At 56.0% G+C, this 17,569-nt stretch carries 14 protein-coding genes, 1 tRNA gene and 1 pseudogene; 13 read left to right on the forward strand and 3 right to left on the reverse strand.

Annotated elements, in window-relative coordinates; genetic code table 11:
* Nucleotides 1-107: 107 nt before the first annotated feature.
* The gene (locus G556_RS0100425) at nucleotides 108-2,237 is read right to left on the reverse strand and encodes a helicase-associated domain-containing protein (protein ID WP_028821358.1); all 2,130 of its coding nucleotides are present in this window, start codon (nucleotides 2,235-2,237) and stop codon (nucleotides 108-110) included.
* 273 nt (nucleotides 2,238-2,510) lie between these two features.
* Between G556_RS0100425 and G556_RS0100430 the strand changes: the two genes are divergently transcribed.
* The 8 genes from G556_RS0100430 (at nucleotide 2,511) to G556_RS0100465 (ending at nucleotide 9,941) form a co-directional block, all read left to right on the forward strand.
* Entirely contained in the window at nucleotides 2,511-2,894 is a 384-nt protein-coding gene (locus G556_RS0100430) for a cold-shock protein (RefSeq protein WP_028821359.1), read from the forward strand.
* Nucleotides 2,894-3,658 (forward strand): DUF3027 domain-containing protein, encoded by a 765-nt coding sequence (locus G556_RS0100435; RefSeq protein WP_051176494.1) that lies wholly within the window; start codon nucleotides 2,894-2,896, stop codon nucleotides 3,656-3,658. The genes G556_RS0100430 and G556_RS0100435 overlap by 1 nt, the downstream gene beginning before the upstream one ends.
* A gap of 172 nt (nucleotides 3,659-3,830) precedes the next feature.
* Nucleotides 3,831-4,514, forward strand: a complete 684-nt coding sequence (locus G556_RS0100440) for a metal-dependent transcriptional regulator (protein WP_028821361.1) — start codon at nucleotides 3,831-3,833, stop codon at nucleotides 4,512-4,514.
* Between the two features lie 177 nt (nucleotides 4,515-4,691).
* The gene (locus tag G556_RS0100445; RefSeq protein ID WP_028821362.1) at nucleotides 4,692-6,044 is read left to right on the forward strand and encodes a dipeptidase; all 1,353 of its coding nucleotides are present in this window, start codon (nucleotides 4,692-4,694) and stop codon (nucleotides 6,042-6,044) included.
* A gap of 79 nt (nucleotides 6,045-6,123) precedes the next feature.
* On the forward strand, nucleotides 6,124-7,560 hold the full coding sequence (purF, locus tag G556_RS0100450) for an amidophosphoribosyltransferase (RefSeq protein ID WP_028821363.1): 1,437 nt from the start codon (nucleotides 6,124-6,126) through the stop codon (nucleotides 7,558-7,560).
* A 13-nt stretch (nucleotides 7,561-7,573) separates the two neighbouring features.
* The gene (gene purM, locus G556_RS0100455; RefSeq protein WP_028821364.1) at nucleotides 7,574-8,611 is read left to right on the forward strand and encodes a phosphoribosylformylglycinamidine cyclo-ligase; all 1,038 of its coding nucleotides are present in this window, start codon (nucleotides 7,574-7,576) and stop codon (nucleotides 8,609-8,611) included.
* 141 nt (nucleotides 8,612-8,752) lie between these two features.
* Nucleotides 8,753-8,965 (forward strand): DUF3073 domain-containing protein, encoded by a 213-nt coding sequence (locus G556_RS0100460; RefSeq protein ID WP_016456843.1) that lies wholly within the window; start codon nucleotides 8,753-8,755, stop codon nucleotides 8,963-8,965.
* A gap of 25 nt (nucleotides 8,966-8,990) precedes the next feature.
* The gene (locus G556_RS0100465) at nucleotides 8,991-9,941 is read left to right on the forward strand and encodes an alpha/beta hydrolase (protein WP_028821365.1); all 951 of its coding nucleotides are present in this window, start codon (nucleotides 8,991-8,993) and stop codon (nucleotides 9,939-9,941) included.
* Nucleotides 9,942-10,024: 83 nt separating this feature from the next.
* On the opposite strand, the gene G556_RS0100470 is transcribed toward G556_RS0100465, so the two are convergent.
* The gene (locus G556_RS0100470; protein ID WP_028821366.1) at nucleotides 10,025-10,231 is read right to left on the reverse strand and encodes a hypothetical protein; all 207 of its coding nucleotides are present in this window, start codon (nucleotides 10,229-10,231) and stop codon (nucleotides 10,025-10,027) included.
* Between the two features lie 36 nt (nucleotides 10,232-10,267).
* On the opposite strand from G556_RS0100470, the gene G556_RS0100475 reads away from it, so the two are divergent.
* The 5 genes from G556_RS0100475 (at nucleotide 10,268) to G556_RS09650 (ending at nucleotide 17,214) form a co-directional block, all read left to right on the forward strand.
* Nucleotides 10,268-10,340, forward strand: a tRNA-Lys gene (locus tag G556_RS0100475).
* A gap of 709 nt (nucleotides 10,341-11,049) precedes the next feature.
* Nucleotides 11,050-12,339 (forward strand): ABC transporter permease, encoded by a 1,290-nt coding sequence (locus G556_RS0100480; protein WP_233418154.1) that lies wholly within the window; start codon nucleotides 11,050-11,052, stop codon nucleotides 12,337-12,339.
* Nucleotides 12,336-13,541 (forward strand): ABC transporter permease, encoded by a 1,206-nt coding sequence (locus tag G556_RS0100485; protein WP_028821368.1) that lies wholly within the window; start codon nucleotides 12,336-12,338, stop codon nucleotides 13,539-13,541. Before G556_RS0100480 ends, G556_RS0100485 begins: the two co-directional genes overlap by 4 nt.
* Before the next feature lie 8 nt (nucleotides 13,542-13,549).
* A complete protein-coding gene (locus G556_RS0100490; protein ID WP_028821369.1) occupies nucleotides 13,550-14,185 on the forward strand; it encodes an ABC transporter ATP-binding protein in 636 nt (211 codons plus the stop codon).
* A 551-nt stretch (nucleotides 14,186-14,736) separates the two neighbouring features.
* The gene (locus G556_RS09650) at nucleotides 14,737-17,214 is read left to right on the forward strand and encodes a Cna B-type domain-containing protein (RefSeq protein WP_051176496.1); all 2,478 of its coding nucleotides are present in this window, start codon (nucleotides 14,737-14,739) and stop codon (nucleotides 17,212-17,214) included.
* Between the two features lie 147 nt (nucleotides 17,215-17,361).
* Here G556_RS09650 and G556_RS11815 read toward each other — a convergent pair.
* A pseudogene (locus G556_RS11815) lies at nucleotides 17,362-17,550 on the reverse strand (SDR family NAD(P)-dependent oxidoreductase); the annotation flags it as partial.
* Nucleotides 17,551-17,569: the final 19 nt, after the last annotated feature.

The raw sequence follows: 17,569 nt of genomic DNA on the forward strand, positions 1-17,569 counted from the left end.
TGGAAGAGATGGGGAGTAATTGTAAATCTTTTTAAGGTAATGGAAATTTCTCTCTGGTCAAATCATCCGGTGACTTTTGCCGATATTTTGATGCTGATTTGTTACTTTTAGGCCGAAACCCGGCTGATTCTTGATATTTGCAGCATCTTCCTGCCCACCGATTTTTCTACGATGCTCACTAGCTCTTCGGAAACCAGCAAGATCCTGGCTTCGGCCCTATGCGAGACGCCCGCCTGATCCACATACTCCAGCTCCACCCAGGAGTCGGCCGCTTGAGCGGCGTCCAGTCGGTTGCGCAATTCGGTCGCGGGCAGCGGGCCCTCCGTCTCGGTCAAGCGCTGGGCAAGAATTTTCGGGTCGGGTAGATTTCGCCTGGCTCTAGAGAGGCTCGACGTCAGGCGGCCCTCGGTTAAAGATGCGGGTGCTCTCGGCGGTGCCGGTGTGTAGTGGACGCCCGTCGACGACGTTGGCACTGGGGCCAACCCGATCTCTCGTAGCAGCCCGACCACCTCTTCCGGTTCGGCAGTTGCGCCAAGAACTGTCGGCCCGAGCTTCAGCAGCCCAAGCTCTGCAGACTTCTGGTGGTTCAAAATCGTGACGAGTACGTCCTCGTCGTCCACCTGGATAGCGCAGTTGATGGCCGCGACCCGGATCTTTCCGTGGGTTCTGGCTACGTCGTCGATCAACTGCAGCGCCACCGCCGGAACGTCGGTGGCCGAATGCTCCATAAGCCAATCGCGGATCGACTCCGCGCTCCAGCCCGCATCCAACGCCTGACGAATGCTGTTGTTGGTTAACCGCCAGACGCCTGTCGCGCCATGCGATACTCGAGCGGCGAATTTGCCGATCTTTTTGGCGGTGTCCCGGTTCAGGGGAGCGGGCGCCACGAGGCTCAGGTCTGACTGCACGAGCACCTCGTCACCGAAGTCGGCGAACCCAGGGTTCGATTCGGCTGACTTGAGCGGTTCGCACAGCGTGCTCCTGCGCCCGAACGCGAGCAGGCCGAGCCAAGCAGCCTCGTCGATAACTCGCTTGCAGGTTTCCGGCAGATCCGCCGAGCCTCGGGCGGGCATCAACCAGGAGAGTCGAGCCGCGAGCACCTCCGCGGTGATCGCTTGGCCGTCCTCGGCCTCGGTCAGCTGCTGAGCGATCGCGCCACGCAGTTCTCCGGCCTGCGGCTGTCGGCGCTGCGGGTCTAATACGTTTAGGTCTTCGTCGGGCCAATCGAGCATTACGTCCCAGGCGGTCCTCAGCGCCCGCCAGCGCTCCCAGCCGTCGCCGTCTGCCCAGCGCTCGAACTGGGTAGTGGGAATCCAGCGACCCGAGCTGCGGGAAATCAGCTTTCCGGCAGCTGCCAGCGACAGCACGAATTCGCAGGTTTCTGCGTCTCCGATTCGCGACGCCAACGACCTGAAGTCGCGCTTGCCGATAGCCCCGGTGGCAAGTTGGGCAACCTCGTTTTCGTCCAAAAACTCCGCCACCGCAAGAACGTGTGACGTCAGCTCCTGGGCGCTGCCGATCGCCGCCCTATTAATAAGAGGTACAGAAAGCTCGCTGCCCACCCCTGTCGATTTCTCAGGCCATTCGAGTAGATGTGGGCTAACGGAATCGCGGAAGAGCTTGCCTTCGCGGAGTTTCAGCGCAACTTCGCGCGGCAGCACGACGCTCTGGCGGTCGACGGGGCGCAGCAGCCCGGAGACTAGCAACCGCTCGATCGGTGAGCTCGGGTTATCGATGTGCCTGGTCGCGTTGTGGACGACGCCGGTGGGTGGCCCCCAAACCAGGCGGGCAAGTACTTTGTGTTCTGCCTCGCCCATGTTCGCCAACGCTTTCGCGATCTTGTTTTCGGCCATCTGTTCCGTCGACGGCCGAGCCAGTCCGGCTGGGAACGGGCCGAGCACCGAGTTGACCTGTTGGGCTATGCGTGCGGGTTTGCCCCAAACTAGCGCCCGCTCCCGCAAATCCTCTATCGCGGTTTCGACGTCCTTGTCGCTGACGCCAAGGTTTTCCGCGAGAACGTCTGCGTCCCCGGTGGCAGCCAATGCGGTGAGGACTCGAAGCTGCCAAGCGTTCAGACCTTCCATGCCGGCTTGGGTAGCCGCGCGAGTGCAGATGCGCTCCACCAGCTCGTCCATATCGCGCGGGGTGGGCATGGTGAGTTCTGGGCGCAGGCTAAGCAGGTGCTCTAGCTGAATAGTGTTTAGGCTCCGAAGGTAATTTTTGTACGCGTTGCTCATTTCGTCACGGCCTTTCCGTGTTGACACAAAGATGGGGCAGTCGAAAAGCAACCATGAAACCAACTGTAGTTGGCAAGGCCCAAGCCGTTGGTGCCTGCGCAAAGCTTTAGGCCGAAGAGTTGGCGCTACGTTTTCTAAATTTGCGCCTAACGGTTAAATTAACCTCAGTGAGTAAACTTTAATCTTTAAGCCGGAATCGCTCCGGCGCTCGCCTCTAGGGGCGAGGACAGTTTCGGTGGGTTCGCCCGCCGGTTCGAATAAACAGGAGTTGTTGTGCCCAGCGGCAAGGTGCGTTTTTTTGACGCGGCAAAAGGCTTTGGTTTCATTGCCAAGGACGAAGGCGGAGACGTCTACGTCCACGCTTCGGCATTGCCCGAAGGTGTCACTAGCCTGCATCCGGGCCAGCGCGTCGACTTCGGCGTGATTGCTGGCCGACGTGGCGAGCAGGCTCTGTCAGTCGAGATTCTCGACGAGCCGCCTTCGGTGTTGAAGGCGCGTCGCAAGAAGCCCGAACAGATGGCCGTCGTCTTTGAAGACCTATTGAAGATCATGGATCAGACCGGTAACAGCTACCGGCATGGCCGCTATCCTTCGCCCGCGCAGGCGAAGAAACTGGCTCACATGCTTCGCGCTGTGGCAGACGAATTGGAGCTTTAATGGCTGCTGCCCTAGACGAGATAACTTCAGGAGCCATAGATCAGGCTCGTGAGGCCGCCGAAGATACCGCCAAAGATTTTGGCGTCGGGGAGTACCTTGGCGCTTCCGTCGAGGGCGTTCGTCAGGTCACCCACTACTTCGCGTGTGAGCACAGCGGCTATGCGGGTTGGCGATGGGCCGTAACTATGGTCCGCGCCGCCCGCGCCCGTAGGGCCACCGTGAACGAGGTCGTGCTTGTGCCCAGCGACGAGTCCCTTCGCGCGCCTGAATGGGTGCCGTGGGCCGACCGTCTTATGTCGGGCGATATCAAGCCGGGCACTCTGCTGCCAACCCCAGACAACGATCCCCGCCTGGAGCCCGGCTACACGGGCACCGATCTGAACGCGGACGACGACCCGGCGGATTGGGCGCTTTCGCGCACCATCGCGGCGGATCTCGGGCTGGATAAGGAGCGCGTCCTTTCTGCGGAGGGCCGCGCGCAGGCCGCCGAGCGTTGGCTGGCTGGCCGTTCTGGAAAGGACAATCCGGACACCAGGCAGGCTCCTGGCGTGTGTCTGGACTGCGGCTATTGGGTTCGGCTGAGCGGTCAGTTGGGACGCATGTTCGGTGTCTGCACCAACGGTTTCTCCTCCTTTGACGCCACCGCCACCTCGGCCGACCACGGCTGTGGGGGGCATTCGAGCGTTGTCAGCGAGAATCGTTCTACGAAGCTGCCTGAGCCAGTTTTGGACACTATGCACGCTGACCGTGTCATTTTTGACTAAGTTCTGCGTGTTTTAGCTGCGGAAATGTGATTTTTCGACGTCTTCACCAAGTAAGCTTGGCCTTATAATTTAGTTTGCCCGGGCTAGATTTTAGTTTTCGAAATAACCGGATAGCTTAGGCATCGCTAACTGCGGCTGTTAGCGATCAGATGAATGAGGACGGTGGACAAAAGTGTCTGGTGACTTGATCGATACCACAGAGATGTATCTGCGGACGGTTTTCGAGCTGCTCGAAGAGGGCGTCGAGCCGCTGCGCGCCAGAATCGTTGAGCGCCTGAAGCAGTCGGGCCCCACAGTCAGCCAGACAGTCGGACGTCTCGAGCGCGACAACCTGCTGACCGTTGAAAACGACCGTCACCTTCAGTTCACCGAGGTGGGCTGGGAGCGCGCCATCAACGTCATGCGCAAGCACCGACTCGCAGAGGTCGGTCTGGCGAAGCTCGGCATCGAGTGGGAATACCTGCACGACGAAGCCTGCCGCTTGGAGCACGTCATGAGCGACCGTCTGGAGAGGAAGCTGATCGAGCTTCTGGGCGAACCCAGGGTTTCTCCTTACGGCACACCTATTCCACCGATGAGTGGTGACGTAGATCCGGGAGTGTTCCGCGACGGAGTTCTGAAGCTGAGCGACATGCTTAAAGAAGAGCACACGGTTGCCGGAAAGCTCGGCCGCGTGAGCGAGTTCGTGCAGAACGACTCCGCTACGTTGGCAGCGATCAGCAGTGAAACCGGAATGCGCCCTGGGCTGCCGTTCAAGGCCCGCATCGTCAACGACAACCTTGCTCTGGCAGGCCCGAAGGGGCAGGTGCGCATCGCTCCTGAAACGGCCGATGGCATCTGGGTTATCAAGCCGTAAGTCTTCAAACGAGAAAGGGGCACCTTTGGGTGCCTTTTTTTCATGCCTATTCCTTACTCGTTTTCGTGGCTGGAGCTCGTGCTTGAATTTCATCCACTCAGCACGCCAGCTTGCAAGAATGCCCTAACCCCTAGCTGTGAGAAGCCGTATTTTCTAATTGGGTCTAGCCTTTGGAGTATGACTAATTCCGTATTGAGCGAGGAACAGCTAGCCGAGCGCGTCGAGGCGCAGCTGCCACGCGCATTAGAAGATCTGAAGCACGTTGTAAGCATCCCTTCGATCAGCTCGCAGCCTGAACACAACGACGATGTCGAGGCTGTAGCCGATTGGTTGGTCGAACAGTTGAAGGACACCGGCATCGACGAGGTCCGCAAGGTGGTTGAGGGTGGCAAGCCCGCCATTTTGGGTCACTACAAGGTCGACGAGTCATTGCCCACCGTTCTGCTTTACGCTCACTACGACGTCCAGCCCACCGGCGATCTTTCGCTTTGGCACTCCAACCCGTTCAAGCCCGTGGAGCGCAATGGCCGTCTGTTCGGCCGTGGCCCGGCAGACGATAAGGGCTGCCTGACCGCCCACCTGGCTGTGCTGCGCGCATTCGAGGGCAAACCGCCCGTCAACGTCACCGTTTTGTTCGAGGGTGAGGAGGAGATTGGTTCTCCGACCCTGTCCGACATCCTCGAGGCCAACAAGGACGAGCTGCGCGCCGACTTCTACGTCATCGCTGACTGCGGGAACTGGGCGCCTGGTCAGCCCGCATTCACCACCACGCTGCGAGGCGTCGCCGACTGCATCATTGAGGTTCAGACGCTCGATCACGGCCTGCACTCTGGTGAATACGGCGGCCCGCTGCCCGACGCGCTGACCACCCTCTGCCGTCTCCTCGCCACCCTGCACGACGCCGACGGAAACGTCGCGGTCAAGGGTCTCGTCGGCACCGATGAGTGCGAGATCGACTACACCGAGGAGCAGCTGCGCAACGAGTCTCAGGTGCTCGACGGTGTGAAGCTGCTCGGCTCCGGTCCGCTCGGCTCGAGGCTGTGGCTGAAGCCGTCCATTTGCGTCATCGGCATGGACACCACGCCGATTTCCGAGTCCGCGAACCTGCTGCTGCCCACCGCCCGGGCACGCATCAGCGTCCGCGTCGCCCCAGGCGATTCCAGCGAGAACGTGCTGGCTCACGTCAAGGCACACCTCGAGGAGCACAACGAGTGGGACGCCAAGCTGAACGTCTACAGCAATGAAGGTTCCGAGCCCAGCGTGTTGCCGGCTGCCGGCCCGATGTACGACCTGGCTCTGCAAGCCTGGGAGGACGCATTCGGTAAGCGCCCGGTTCCGATGGGCACCGGCGGTTCCATCGGCATGATCGCGGATTTCATGAATGCATTCCCCGAGGCGTTTGTGCTGGGCTGCGGCACTTCTGACCCCGATTCGAGGATGCACGGCATCGACGAATCGCTGACCATCGAAGACTGGAAGAACACCGCACACGCGCTGGCGCTTCTGATCAACCGGATGGCTGTTAAGTAGCCAAATCGCGTAGTGGCTGCGGTGCTTGGCAACGAAAGTTGGGCACCGCGGCCACTATTACGAGTAGAGTTGACTCGTGATGGCTGCTCCACACGTAACTGATGATGTTCCGCACGACGAGTGTGGAGTTTTCGGAATCTTCGCTCCCGACGAGAAAGTCTCAAAGCTGGTCTATCTGGGGCTTTTCGCCCTGCAGCATAGGGGCCAGGAATCCACCGGCATGGCCGTTAGCAACGGCTATCGCACGATGGTTTTCAAGGATATGGGCCTGGTTTCGCAGGTCTTCAACGAATCTGCGCTGAATTCTCTGACCGGCTATCTGGCAATCGGCCACGATCGGTACTCCACCACGGGTTCTTCCGAGTGGTCGAACGCGCAGCCCACTTATCGTGAACTTCCCGGCGACGGCAGGCGCAAGGGCGGTCTGTCTCTAGCCCACAACGGCAATCTCACGAACACGAACGAGCTTTCGGCATGGCTCGAGGAGCGCACGGGTGAGCAGCTGCTCAAGTACGAAATGGATTCCACCAATGACACCCAGTTGGTGACCGCCCTGCTAGCCAGCTACGGCAACGACATTGACGCGGGGCTCGCGGAAGTCTTGCCTAGGCTGGCCGGGGCATTCAGCCTGGTTTTGATGACCGAGAAGAAGCTCTGGGCCGCCCGCGACCGTCACGGTGTTAGGCCCCTCGTCCTGGGTAAGTTCGGGGACGGCTGGGTCCTCGCCTCCGAGACCTGCGCGCTGGACATCATCGGTGCTCAATTCGTGCGCGAGATCGCCCCCGGCGAGATCATTCGCGTCGACGAAGACGGCGTCCACTCCAGCACCTTCGCCAAGCCCGAGCCGAAGGGCTGCATCTTTGAATACGTATATCTCGCCCGCCCCGACTCGGTTATCGCCGACCGCCAGGTTCAGATGGTTCGCGAGCGCATCGGCCGACAGCTGGCCGTCGAGCATCCGGTTGAGGCCGACATGGTGATGGCGACGCCGGCCTCCGGCGTCCCCGGGGCCATCGGCTACGCCAAGCAGTCCGGCATCGAATACGGAACTGGCCTGGTCAAGAACGCCTATATCGGACGCACTTTCATCCAGCCGACCCAGACAATGCGTCAGCTCGGCATCAAGATGAAGCTCAACCCGATCCCCGAGGCCATTAAGGGCAAGCGCCTGGTCATCGTCGACGACTCGATCGTGCGCGGCAACACGCAGCGCGCCATCATCAAAATGCTTCGCCAGGCCGGGGCCAAAGAGGTGCATGTGCGCATCTCCAGCCCGCCCGTCACTTGGCCGTGCTACTACGGCATCGACTTCTCCACCCGCGAGGAACTCATCGCCCCCGATAAGACCACCGAGCAGATCGCGCGCGAGATCGGCGCCGACACCCTCGGTTACGTGAGCCTGGATGGCATGGCCGAGTGCGTCGACCTGCCAAAGAGCCAGCTTTGTGCTGCCTGCTTTAGCGGAAATTATCCGATTCAGATCCCATCACACGCGCCGCAAGCCTGCGGCGATTAACGCCAGGAGAGAAATGAAGAACGCATACGCCCGAGCTGGTGTCGACGTCGAGGCGGGCGAGACCGCAGTCGAGATGATGAAGAAACACGTCGCCAAGGCGAGCCGTCCCGAGGTTATTGGTGGACTCGGCGGGTTCGCCGGGCTTTTCGACGCCTCCAAGCTAGCCGGTTATTCTCACCCCGTGCTCGCCACTAGCACCGACGGCGTCGGCACGAAGGTGGCGATCGCGCAGGCCATGGGCGTCTACGACACCATCGGCTGGGACCTGATCGGCATGCTCGTTGACGACCTAGTCGTCGTTGGTGCCGAGCCGCTGTTCGTCACCGACTACATTTCCTGCGGCAAGCTGATTCCCGAGAAGATCTCGACGATCGTCTCCGGCATCGCCCAGGCTACGCACGCTGCGGGCGCCGCACTTATCGGCGGTGAGACCGCCGAACACCCAGGCTTGATGGGCGAGGACGACTTCGACATTGCGGGTGCTACCACCGGCGTCGTCGAAAAGGACGCGATGCTCGGGCCCGACCGCGTCAAGGTCGGTGACAAGCTGGTGGCTATGGCCTCCTCCGGCCTGCACTCCAACGGCTACTCCCTGGTTCGCGCAGTATTTGACGGCGTCAACCTTGATAAGGAATTCGACGAACTAGGCGGCACACTGGGCGACGAGCTGCTTACTCCGACTCGTGTTTACGCGCTGGACGTTCTGGCCCTGATCGAGGGCGTCGAGGTGCACGCCATGAGCCACGTAACTGGTGGGGGCCTTGCCTCAAACCTGGAGCGCGTGCTGCCCAAGGGAGTCGGCGCCAGGGTGGAGCGCGGAACCTGGGCGCTGCCCGCCATCTTCGAGCTGACCAAGTCCTACGGAAAGCTGAGCCGCGAGGACGTCGAAGCCACCCTCAACGTGGGCGTGGGCATGTTGGCTGCTGTTGCTGCGGAGCAGGCGGACCAGGCCGTCGAGCTGCTCGAAGGCCGCGGCATCGAGTCGTGGATTTGTGGCGAGATCGTCGAAGGTGAACGCGTCGAACTCGTTGGTGACTACAAGATCAGCTGAGCATAATTTTTCAAAAAATTTGTCCAACCCCTTAGATGGCGTTGGATACCTAGGCATGTATTGGGTACTCTAGGAACCACGAAAGATTTATCAGATTCCGCGGCATAGCCGCGAGGGACAAAGCGAGGAGGTCGACCCGATATGGGGCGCGGCCGACAAAAGGCAAAACAGACAAAGGTAGCCCGGAGCTTAAAGTACCGCTCCGTTGAACCCGATCTTGCCTCACTCGAGCGAGAACTACGAGGCGAAAAAGAACCGGTTGAGAACAGCTACGACGACGTACCTCCGCAGTACGCAGACATAGCAGCAAAGTACAACCGGTACTACGACGAGCACGATTCGTACGACGACTGAATCCGCCGGCAAAACCGCTAAGCAAATGTGGGTCCCAGACGATTTTTTGGAAGGCTTCGAGAAGCTTTCCTGGCCGATCGAAGGGGCGCAGTTTGCCGACGGCGAGCCGACGGATAATCCGTTGACGGCAACCTTGGTTAGGCGTAACGCGCCTAGCCAAGATCGTGCGGTCTTGTACATCCACGGCTGGAACGACTACTTCTTTCAGTCGTACATGGCCGATTTTTGGGCAGATCAGGGCTTCGATTTTTACGCCATCGACCTGCGTCGATATGGCCGTAACCTCACGCCTGGCCTGTTCGCGGGCTACATAACCGATCTGCACGATTACTTCACGGAGATCGACGACGCGTACGTGCGCATCCAGGACGAGGGACACTCGAAGATCACGCTGATGGGGCATTCCACCGGTGGTCTGATCGCGAGCCTTTGGGCGTCCGAGGCGCCGCACCTGCTAAATGGCTTGATCCTGAACTCGCCTTGGCTGGATATGGCAGGCACCGACATGCTCTGGTCTGCGCTTTCGCCGCTGGTTTCGTCGGTGGCTTTCTTGCAGCCGACGACGTCGCTGCAGATCACCGACTACGGCATCTATAGACGCACGTTACAAGAGACCGGTGACTGGGGTATCGACCCGAACTACAAGTCCAACGAGGCTTTCGTCGTGCGCTTCGGCTGGGGCAAAGCTATTCTAGCCGGCCACAAGGCCGTCTCGGAGGGGCTGAACATCGACACGCCCGTCCTTTCGATGATGAGCACTAAGTCGATGAGCCAGACGAAGGAATGGGATCCGGAATTTCTGCATGCAGACACCGTGCTGGACGTCGATAATCTGGCTCGGGCCTCAATAAATCTAGGGCAGCTGGTGACCATTTGCCGCATTCAGGATGGCATACACGATCTGGTCCTCTCGACGCTTCCCGTGCGGGAAAAAGTTTTCTCGCACATGAAACATTGGGCGAAAGCGTACCTTTAAAGCATAAAAATATCGGGTGCACGAACCTTGCTTCTGCTCGGTTCAATGCACCCGATAATTAGTTTTCGGTTAATTCAGCTCGCTTAATCCAGGCCGATGCTCTCCAAATTCCACGCCTTGACGTGCAGCTTGGTTTTGCCGGACTCTGAAACGATCCGTAGGCTTCGGTCGCCGTCGATGAATACCAGCGACGAGAAACCACCGGCTCTGACGCATGTGCCGTTGACGATGGTCGAGCGTGATTCCGTCGCGAAGTTGTAGCCGAGGCCAAAAATTTCCCAAAAAGCCAAAGTTTCGACTATCCTGGTCTAGTTGCAATGCGCAACGCGCCTATAGCTCAGTTGGTAGAGCAGTGGACTTTTAATCCATGGGTCCAGGGTTCGAGTCCCTGTGGGCGCACCGGCTTATGTTCTGACGCAAACCCCATCAGAACCTGGGTAGTTGCGGAAAACTATTTCGCCAGCTCGTCGAGCGTAATCCGCGTAAGCATATTTAATTTTCTTCCAGCTTGGCTTCACGTTAAGCCAAGCATGTGGCCCAAATCGGCTCGATTAAGCTTGAATCTCCCCTACGTAAGTTTTAAAAGTAGAAGTAGCTAAAGGTGCCAGCTGAGAACCTGTTTCGAGTGCTTTATTTGCCTACAGCTAGTTTTTGGGCGCGCTGAAAACTTACTCCAAGCAATTCACCTATATCTCTGTAGGGGAGTCCCCGCGAGTATAGTTCGGCTGCTGCATTAGCAAGTTTTTGACTCGCTTCCTTCTGGGCTTCTTCGGCATGGGCTCGCGTTTTTTAGCTTGTCTGGCCACTTCATGTAGCCGTTGAGTAACTAGATGATCGGTGTAATGGTTTGTCGCGTCTTTCTAAGTTTAAGGAAGCTTCATCGATGTTGGATTTTCCGTTTAGGTGAAGACGAGAAGGGCGGTAATTATATGCCACTCAAAGCTTGGCCACAGTAAATACACATCTAAGGGTGGCATAGTCTGACCAGAAAAATGCACGGTGACGTGCCTAACCCAACCAAAGGAAGAACGTGTCATTTGTAGGTCGCGCTTGGCGGTATGTCGCCAGAAAGAGAACAAAGTCGACAATTATCTTTTTGATTTTGTCAGTGCTATTCACAGCACTGATCACTGCTAACGCTGTTAGCAGTGCAGCCAATAAAAGCGGTGCAGAACTTACCGGGAAAGTTGCTCAAGGCTTTACGCTGTCGAACAACTACCAGACCAACATGGGCACTTCTCGTGGTGGCGGTGTCGTCAAAGCTGCCGACATCGAAAAAATCGCAAATGTGCCAGGTGTCGAGCGTCATGTTGAAAGGCAGAACGTTTTCGCAGACCTGGTCGATGCGAAAAACATTCGCCTCGACTCTAAAGACCTAGACCCAGACAAAGAAGAAAAAATTGGTAACGCAGTTCAGGTTTGGGGAACCTCCGATTCAGAGCTAGATAATAATTTCCGCAGCGGAACTATCAATTTGGTGGCGGGGCGTGGCCTAGTCGGTGGCGATAAAAATAAGTCGCTAATTCACGAGGACCTGGCTAAAGCTAACGGTCTAAAGATAGGCGATAAGCTGAAGCTCAAGGGCAATATTTATGACGCAGACAACGTCAAGCAGGCTACGCAAACCGTAGAAACCGAAATTGTTGGCATATTCAGCGGCAGCAACGACGGCAAAATCTCTGTGCGCTTCGAGCATTACGCGAATACGGTTTATACAGACCTGGAAACGTCTAGCCAGATTTATCAGTCCAGCCCATCGGACGCGAATTATCAGGACGCCACATTCTTTGTGGCCAAGGATGCAAAGTTTGACGATGTCGTTAAAAAAGCAGGCGAACAAAGCATCGACTGGAGCAAATTCCAGCTGGCAAATAGCAATCAGTACATGTCAGGAATTACCAACGCTGTGGATGCAGTCAGCTCAACGATGAATTCGGTGACGATCGCGACCGTTGTCTTTGCTGCAATAGTTCTTTCACTGGTGCTGATTTTGTGGCTCAATGACCGCAAGAAAGAAACCGGTGTGCTGCTATCGATCGGGACGAAGAAACTTGGCATAGTGGCGCAATATCTGGTGGAGCTCGTCATAACCGGCGTCTTCGCTTTCGCATTTGCCTGTCTGCTCTCGTCGGTGGTTGCCCAAGGTATTGGCAACTCTGTGCTGTCTTCGGTAAATGAATCCGCAAAACAGCAGTTGGGGTCAGGAATGAATCTGAGTGGCGGCATGGAATCTTCTGCAGCTGCAAAGACTCTTGACGATATATCCGTGGCGCTTGGTGCTCAGACCTTAATTCAGCCAGGATTGATTGGCGTTGGCGTGATTATCATTTGCGTCACGATCGTTTCTGCCGTGATGCTTCGTAAATCGCCGCGCGAATTGTTGGTGAATATCCGATGAGGAACCAATTAACCAAGCTCGCTTGGCTTTCGGTGCGCCGTAGGCCAACTCGAAGCCTGTTGCTTTTTGCGATCATGGCCGTGATCTTTACCGCACTAGTAGCGCAGGTCGGCGCCAGGAACGTGATGGCTGATGTCCGAGGAGCAATCAAGCAAAATGTCGGTGCTGGATTCAGCGCCCACGGCGAAAATCTCGCGCAAGCTGATGCGGATGAAATTGCTAAGCTCGCTGGGGTTAAACAAGCGAGTTACGAGAAACAACATTTGGTCGACGTCGAGGGCGCCAAACCAGTCACCGGTACTGGCGGTGTACAGCTAGATGCCGGCGGTGAGAGCAAAATGTTCCTAACTGGCCTATCTGATGTGATGCTGCGGCCAGAATTTGCCTCAAAGATTTATCGTCTTGAGTCCACCGTGGGCGAAATACCCGAGGATGGCGCGCTCGTACATAAAGATTTCGCCGACCAAAATGGCTTGCAGGTAGGCGACAAGATTCAGGTTGTAAATGACGGCAAGGCTCTGTCTTTGACGCTTACTGCGCTGTTTAGCGGTAAGAACGAAAATCGATCGGGGCTGCCATTTGAGGCCGCCGAAAACCAAATTTTCACCAATCTTGCCGCAGCTAACAGTCTTTCTGCCGATAAGAATTTGAGTGCCGCGAGATATTTGGTTGACCAACCAGACGACCTAGAAAACATCGTGACCGAAGCCCAAAAAATCAACCCAGGCCTGCAGATTGAAAGTAACGGACAACGGTTCAGCCCGGTTCTTGAATCTATCGCCAAGGTGGAAAAGATGCTTGGGGCTCTGGCAATCGGAGCAGGAGCGGTAGGAGTAGCTGTGCTCGGGCTGAGTCTGGTCTTTTGGCTGCGTGGACGGGTTGCAGAGATAGGTGTGATGCTTGCCTTGGGCAGATCGAAATTTAAGATATTCGCGCAGTTCGTCGCCGAGTTGTTCCTGCTATCGCTGCCAGCGAGTTTGCTGGCTGTGCTGATCGGTGGGGCGCTTAGTGGGCTGCTCGCCAAAAGGATCTTCGCTGTCGCTAATGTTCCGCAGCTGGCTGCCAGCGATGTTGGTTTGAAAGTCCTTCCCGTCGCTGCTGCATTGGGCGTGGGTTATTTAATTGCCTTTTTAATTTTGACTTGCGCTAGCGCAATAATTCTTCGCCAGTCGCCGAGGGCGATTCTGGCTAAAATGAGTTAGGAAAAAATATGTCTATTCTTCAGCTTGATAACGTCACATACGCCTTTAAAGGCACCACCTCAAGGATTCTTGATCAGGTAAATGCGTCCTTTGAAAAGGGTAAGTTTTACTCGATTCTGGGAGCCTCCGGGGCAGGCAAGTCCACTCTGTTGAGTCTGCTGGCTGGCCTTGATAGCCCGACAGAGGGACGGATCCTATTTGATGGCCGCGATATTGCCGAAAAAGGCTACAGCCATCACCGCAAGGAACAGATCTCTCTGGTTTTCCAAAATTACAACTTGATCGAGTACCTGACGCCGCTGGAAAATTTGCGTCTGGTCGATGGCAAAGCCAAACCGCAGACGCTTGAGGATCTTGGGTTATCTGCAGATCAGGCGAACCGCAATGTGCTTCAACTATCCGGTGGTCAGCAGCAGCGGGTGGCGATCGGTCGGGCGCTGGTTTCTAAGGCGCCGATCATTCTTGCTGACGAGCCAACTGGCAATCTGGATGAAGAGACAGCAGAGGACGTTACACAAATTCTGCGTAAAGCAGCCCATGACCAAGGGAAATGCGTCATCGTCGTCACCCACTCAAAACAGCTCGCTAATGACACTGACGTAAAACTAAGACTAAAAAAACGCAGACTTTATAAAGAAGATTAGCCGATTCAGGTTGTAGATTGCTGAACGGCATCTTCTAAGGTGAAGCAGTGTTAGGCGGCTCTCAGTAAACTCGATGACTAAAAAAATATTTTGCTGACAAAAAGAGTTTTTGGTCAACAATGAAGTCAATCTGATGATGCGTTTCTTGCTGATGGAGTGTCCAGCTGCCGTCGATAAGATTTTCGATGACCTAAGTGTTTCTGTGGACAGCCGTTATAAAAATCAGATGAACCTAGCCACTTAGAGCGTCGGCTCAATACGAGTCACGCTCTTGGCTTCGTTCCAATCGGGCACATACAGAATGTTCTCTTCGACGTGAACTATCGGGGTGTCCTTTAATCCACGGGTCCAGAGTCGAGTCCGCTATTCGAAGCGGGGCGAGAATCAGCCCGTAGGTGACTGTGGTTTCACAGCAGCTGTAGTTGATCAATAACTACCGTTTCGTTTCGACTTAGGGTGGCATAATTTCGCCCAACCCAGAGCAGTTTCAGATGTAAAGCTATCGATAGTACTGTAGCCTTACAAAGCTCGTCACAAATCTGGGGGTTTCGGTGCATAAAAAACTTTTTGGCGCAATCGGCGCAATAGTCCTTGTTCTTTTCACAATTATCGGGCCGGCAGGGGTCGTTTCTGCTGACGCCGCGACGCCATGGGACGAGATCGTGGCAAAAGCACAAGCATCCGGTGAGGTCGAGGCCGCCATTGACGGCGATGTGACTTTGGCCCCAGACTCTCCTCAACTGGTGGTGAAAGCGGGCAGCACTCTAACGCTGACCGGTGGCGGAACCGTCGTTGGTGCCGGAAAACCCGCAATCAAGGTTGAGAAGGGGGCGAAGCTGAACCTTAATGGTCCGTCCTTCACGAAAGCGCAGTTCTTGGTCGACGGCGAAATGAACTTCACCGCTGGCGCAATCAAAGACACCGCAGTTCGTGGCCCGGTGATCTTCGTTAATGGCGGAACGCTAACAATCGATGGCACTGCGGAATTCTCGGGCAACGACGTTTCGGGCACGGAAGGGGAGATCTCTCCAGAAGGCATAGAGAACGAAAAATATGCTCCTATCACGGCCTATGGCGGCACTGTAAATGTTAAAGGCGGAGTAATCGTCAGCAATAAAGGCGTCCTCAAAGGCGGTGCGATCGGGCTATGGGGTAACGCTGATAATCTTGCGAAGTTGAATATCTCCGGTGGTGAAATTTCAAAGAACCATGCTGAGCACCCTACGAAAAACGCTTTCGGCGGGGCAGTATTTGCTGAAAATGCTGCGATCAGCATAACTGGTGGCAAGATCTCGGAAAACTCAACAGAATATGGTGGCGGCCTGATGCAAATTGGCGGCACCTTCAAGATGAGCGACGGGGTGTTCAGCAAAAATAGCAACGGAGAGTACAACGGCCGTGGCGGTGGTTTGCTGCTAGATGGTGTTTCTACAGAAATTTCTGGCGGAAAATTTACTGAAAATACTGCTAATGGCTTTGGTGGTGGCTTAGTTATCCACGGTGGTGAGGCGACTATCAAAGGCGGAGTGCTGGAGGGAAACACTGCCCTTAAGTCTGGCGGCGGTGTGGCATTTTTAGGTGATGCCAAAGCCACTATTGAGGCGTTAAACGTCACTGGTAATTTCGCTAAAGGTTTCTGGGGCGGTGGCGGAATTTACAACGACGACAAGTCCACCCTGACCATGTTGAATACCGTTGTGAGCGGCAACCAGATAGCCGATAAGACTTTCCTGATAGGTGCGGGCGATCATCCGGTAAGTAAACAAGGCGGTGGTTTGTGGGACTGCCCACATGGTTCCACAGTTTTTAACATCACTAACGGTGTGGCGATTTTTGACAATAAAGCGCCGAACGCCGGCGAAGACAAATCTTATCTCGGTGCTGGTGACGATTTCCTTAGCGTCACGACGCATTTCTCTGGAACTCCAAAAGAGGGGCATCCGGTAAAAATATCTGAGCGGATGTTAGGTGGCGGAGAACGGTTCTGGTATCAGGACGGCTCGGCATATGGTGTTCATGGTAACTGGAGTGCAGAAAATCAGCTTCCGCGCTATATCACAGGTGGGGACAATAAAAGGGTTCCCTTTAATGAAGAAATTAATGAGAATAAGGCTTTTAAATCGGTACCTAGTATTGATGCCAAAGGCTTAGCAAATAAAATAGCCACAGTCCATATCGCTAATAACACTGTGGGTAACGATGTCTCGTTTTCGTCAGCTAGAGCTGGGCTAGGCATCAGCGGTGGAGGTATTACCAACAACGGCAAGTTGATCTTCGGCACCGCGGACACCTGGAAACTCAAGATTAAAAAAGCTTGGGATAGTGACGACCCGAATACGCGTCCTGAAGAGATCGATGTTGATGTTCTAGTCGGTAAGTTCAAGGTCGATCAGGTTCATCTCTCTAAAGACAACGGCTGGACTGCCGAGGTCCTGAACTTCCCGAACCCGGCTACGCTAATCGACGCGAGCACCGGCGAGAAGCTGCCCATCACTTTCAGAGAGTCGGGCGCTGACGGCTATGACCTCGCAGTTGTGGAAGAAGGAGACGACCAGGCCAAGGTCTACACCTTCAACCTCACTAACCGAAAGCTAGTTGAGGTACCTGTCGAGAAGGCCTGGGACGACTTCGATAACAAACACCAGTTGCGCCCCGAATCGATTGATGTTGAGCTCGTCGTTGACGGTAAGGCCTCCGGGCAGAAGCTGACGCTGAACGGTGACAACTCCTGGAAGGGTAAGTTCGAAAAGCTGCCTAAGTATAAAGACGGCAAGGAACTGGACTACTCGGTTCGAGAGGTCTCTGTCGAAAGCTACGAGAGCAAGGTCAGCGGGGACGCCAAGCACGGCTTTGTGATCACCAACAAGGTGATTGAGCCGACCCCTACGCCTACGCCGACGCCGACAACCCCGCCGACGTCGAAGAAGCCTAAGCTTCCTCGGACGGGTAACGCGGGTGAAATGTTCGCCATCACCGCGATTGGGCTAGCTGCTGCAGCGGCTATCGTGCTCAGGCGACGCGGACGCTAACTAAAAACTGTGGGGATGGGCGATGCTCGTCCCCACAAGTTGTTTATTGTGTTGCTTTTCATCCGTAGTCGGATGAAAAGCAACACAATAAATCGATTAACCGCGGGGAACCTTGTATTGGGCTGCCTGAGCCAAAGGCCTGATCGTCAGATGGCCCACCTGCCGCTGGTTGGTGACGTCACAAGCAACAGCTACGCCACCTCTCCTTGGCGAGCTTCGTTACCCTGTGGCACGCCTAGCCGCGCAAAAGACTTTGAAACCAGCCTTGGCTAAAGCTCGGGCAGTCGCCACCCCGATGCCGCTAGAAGCTCCAGTTACAACCGCCCTCTTCTCCACAATTCGATTGTTGTGCCTG

Origin of the sequence: Propionimicrobium lymphophilum DSM 4903 (assembly GCF_000423485.1) — a bacterium.
In the GTDB taxonomy this organism is placed as follows: Bacteria; Actinomycetota; Actinomycetes; order Propionibacteriales; family Propionibacteriaceae; genus Propionimicrobium; species Propionimicrobium lymphophilum.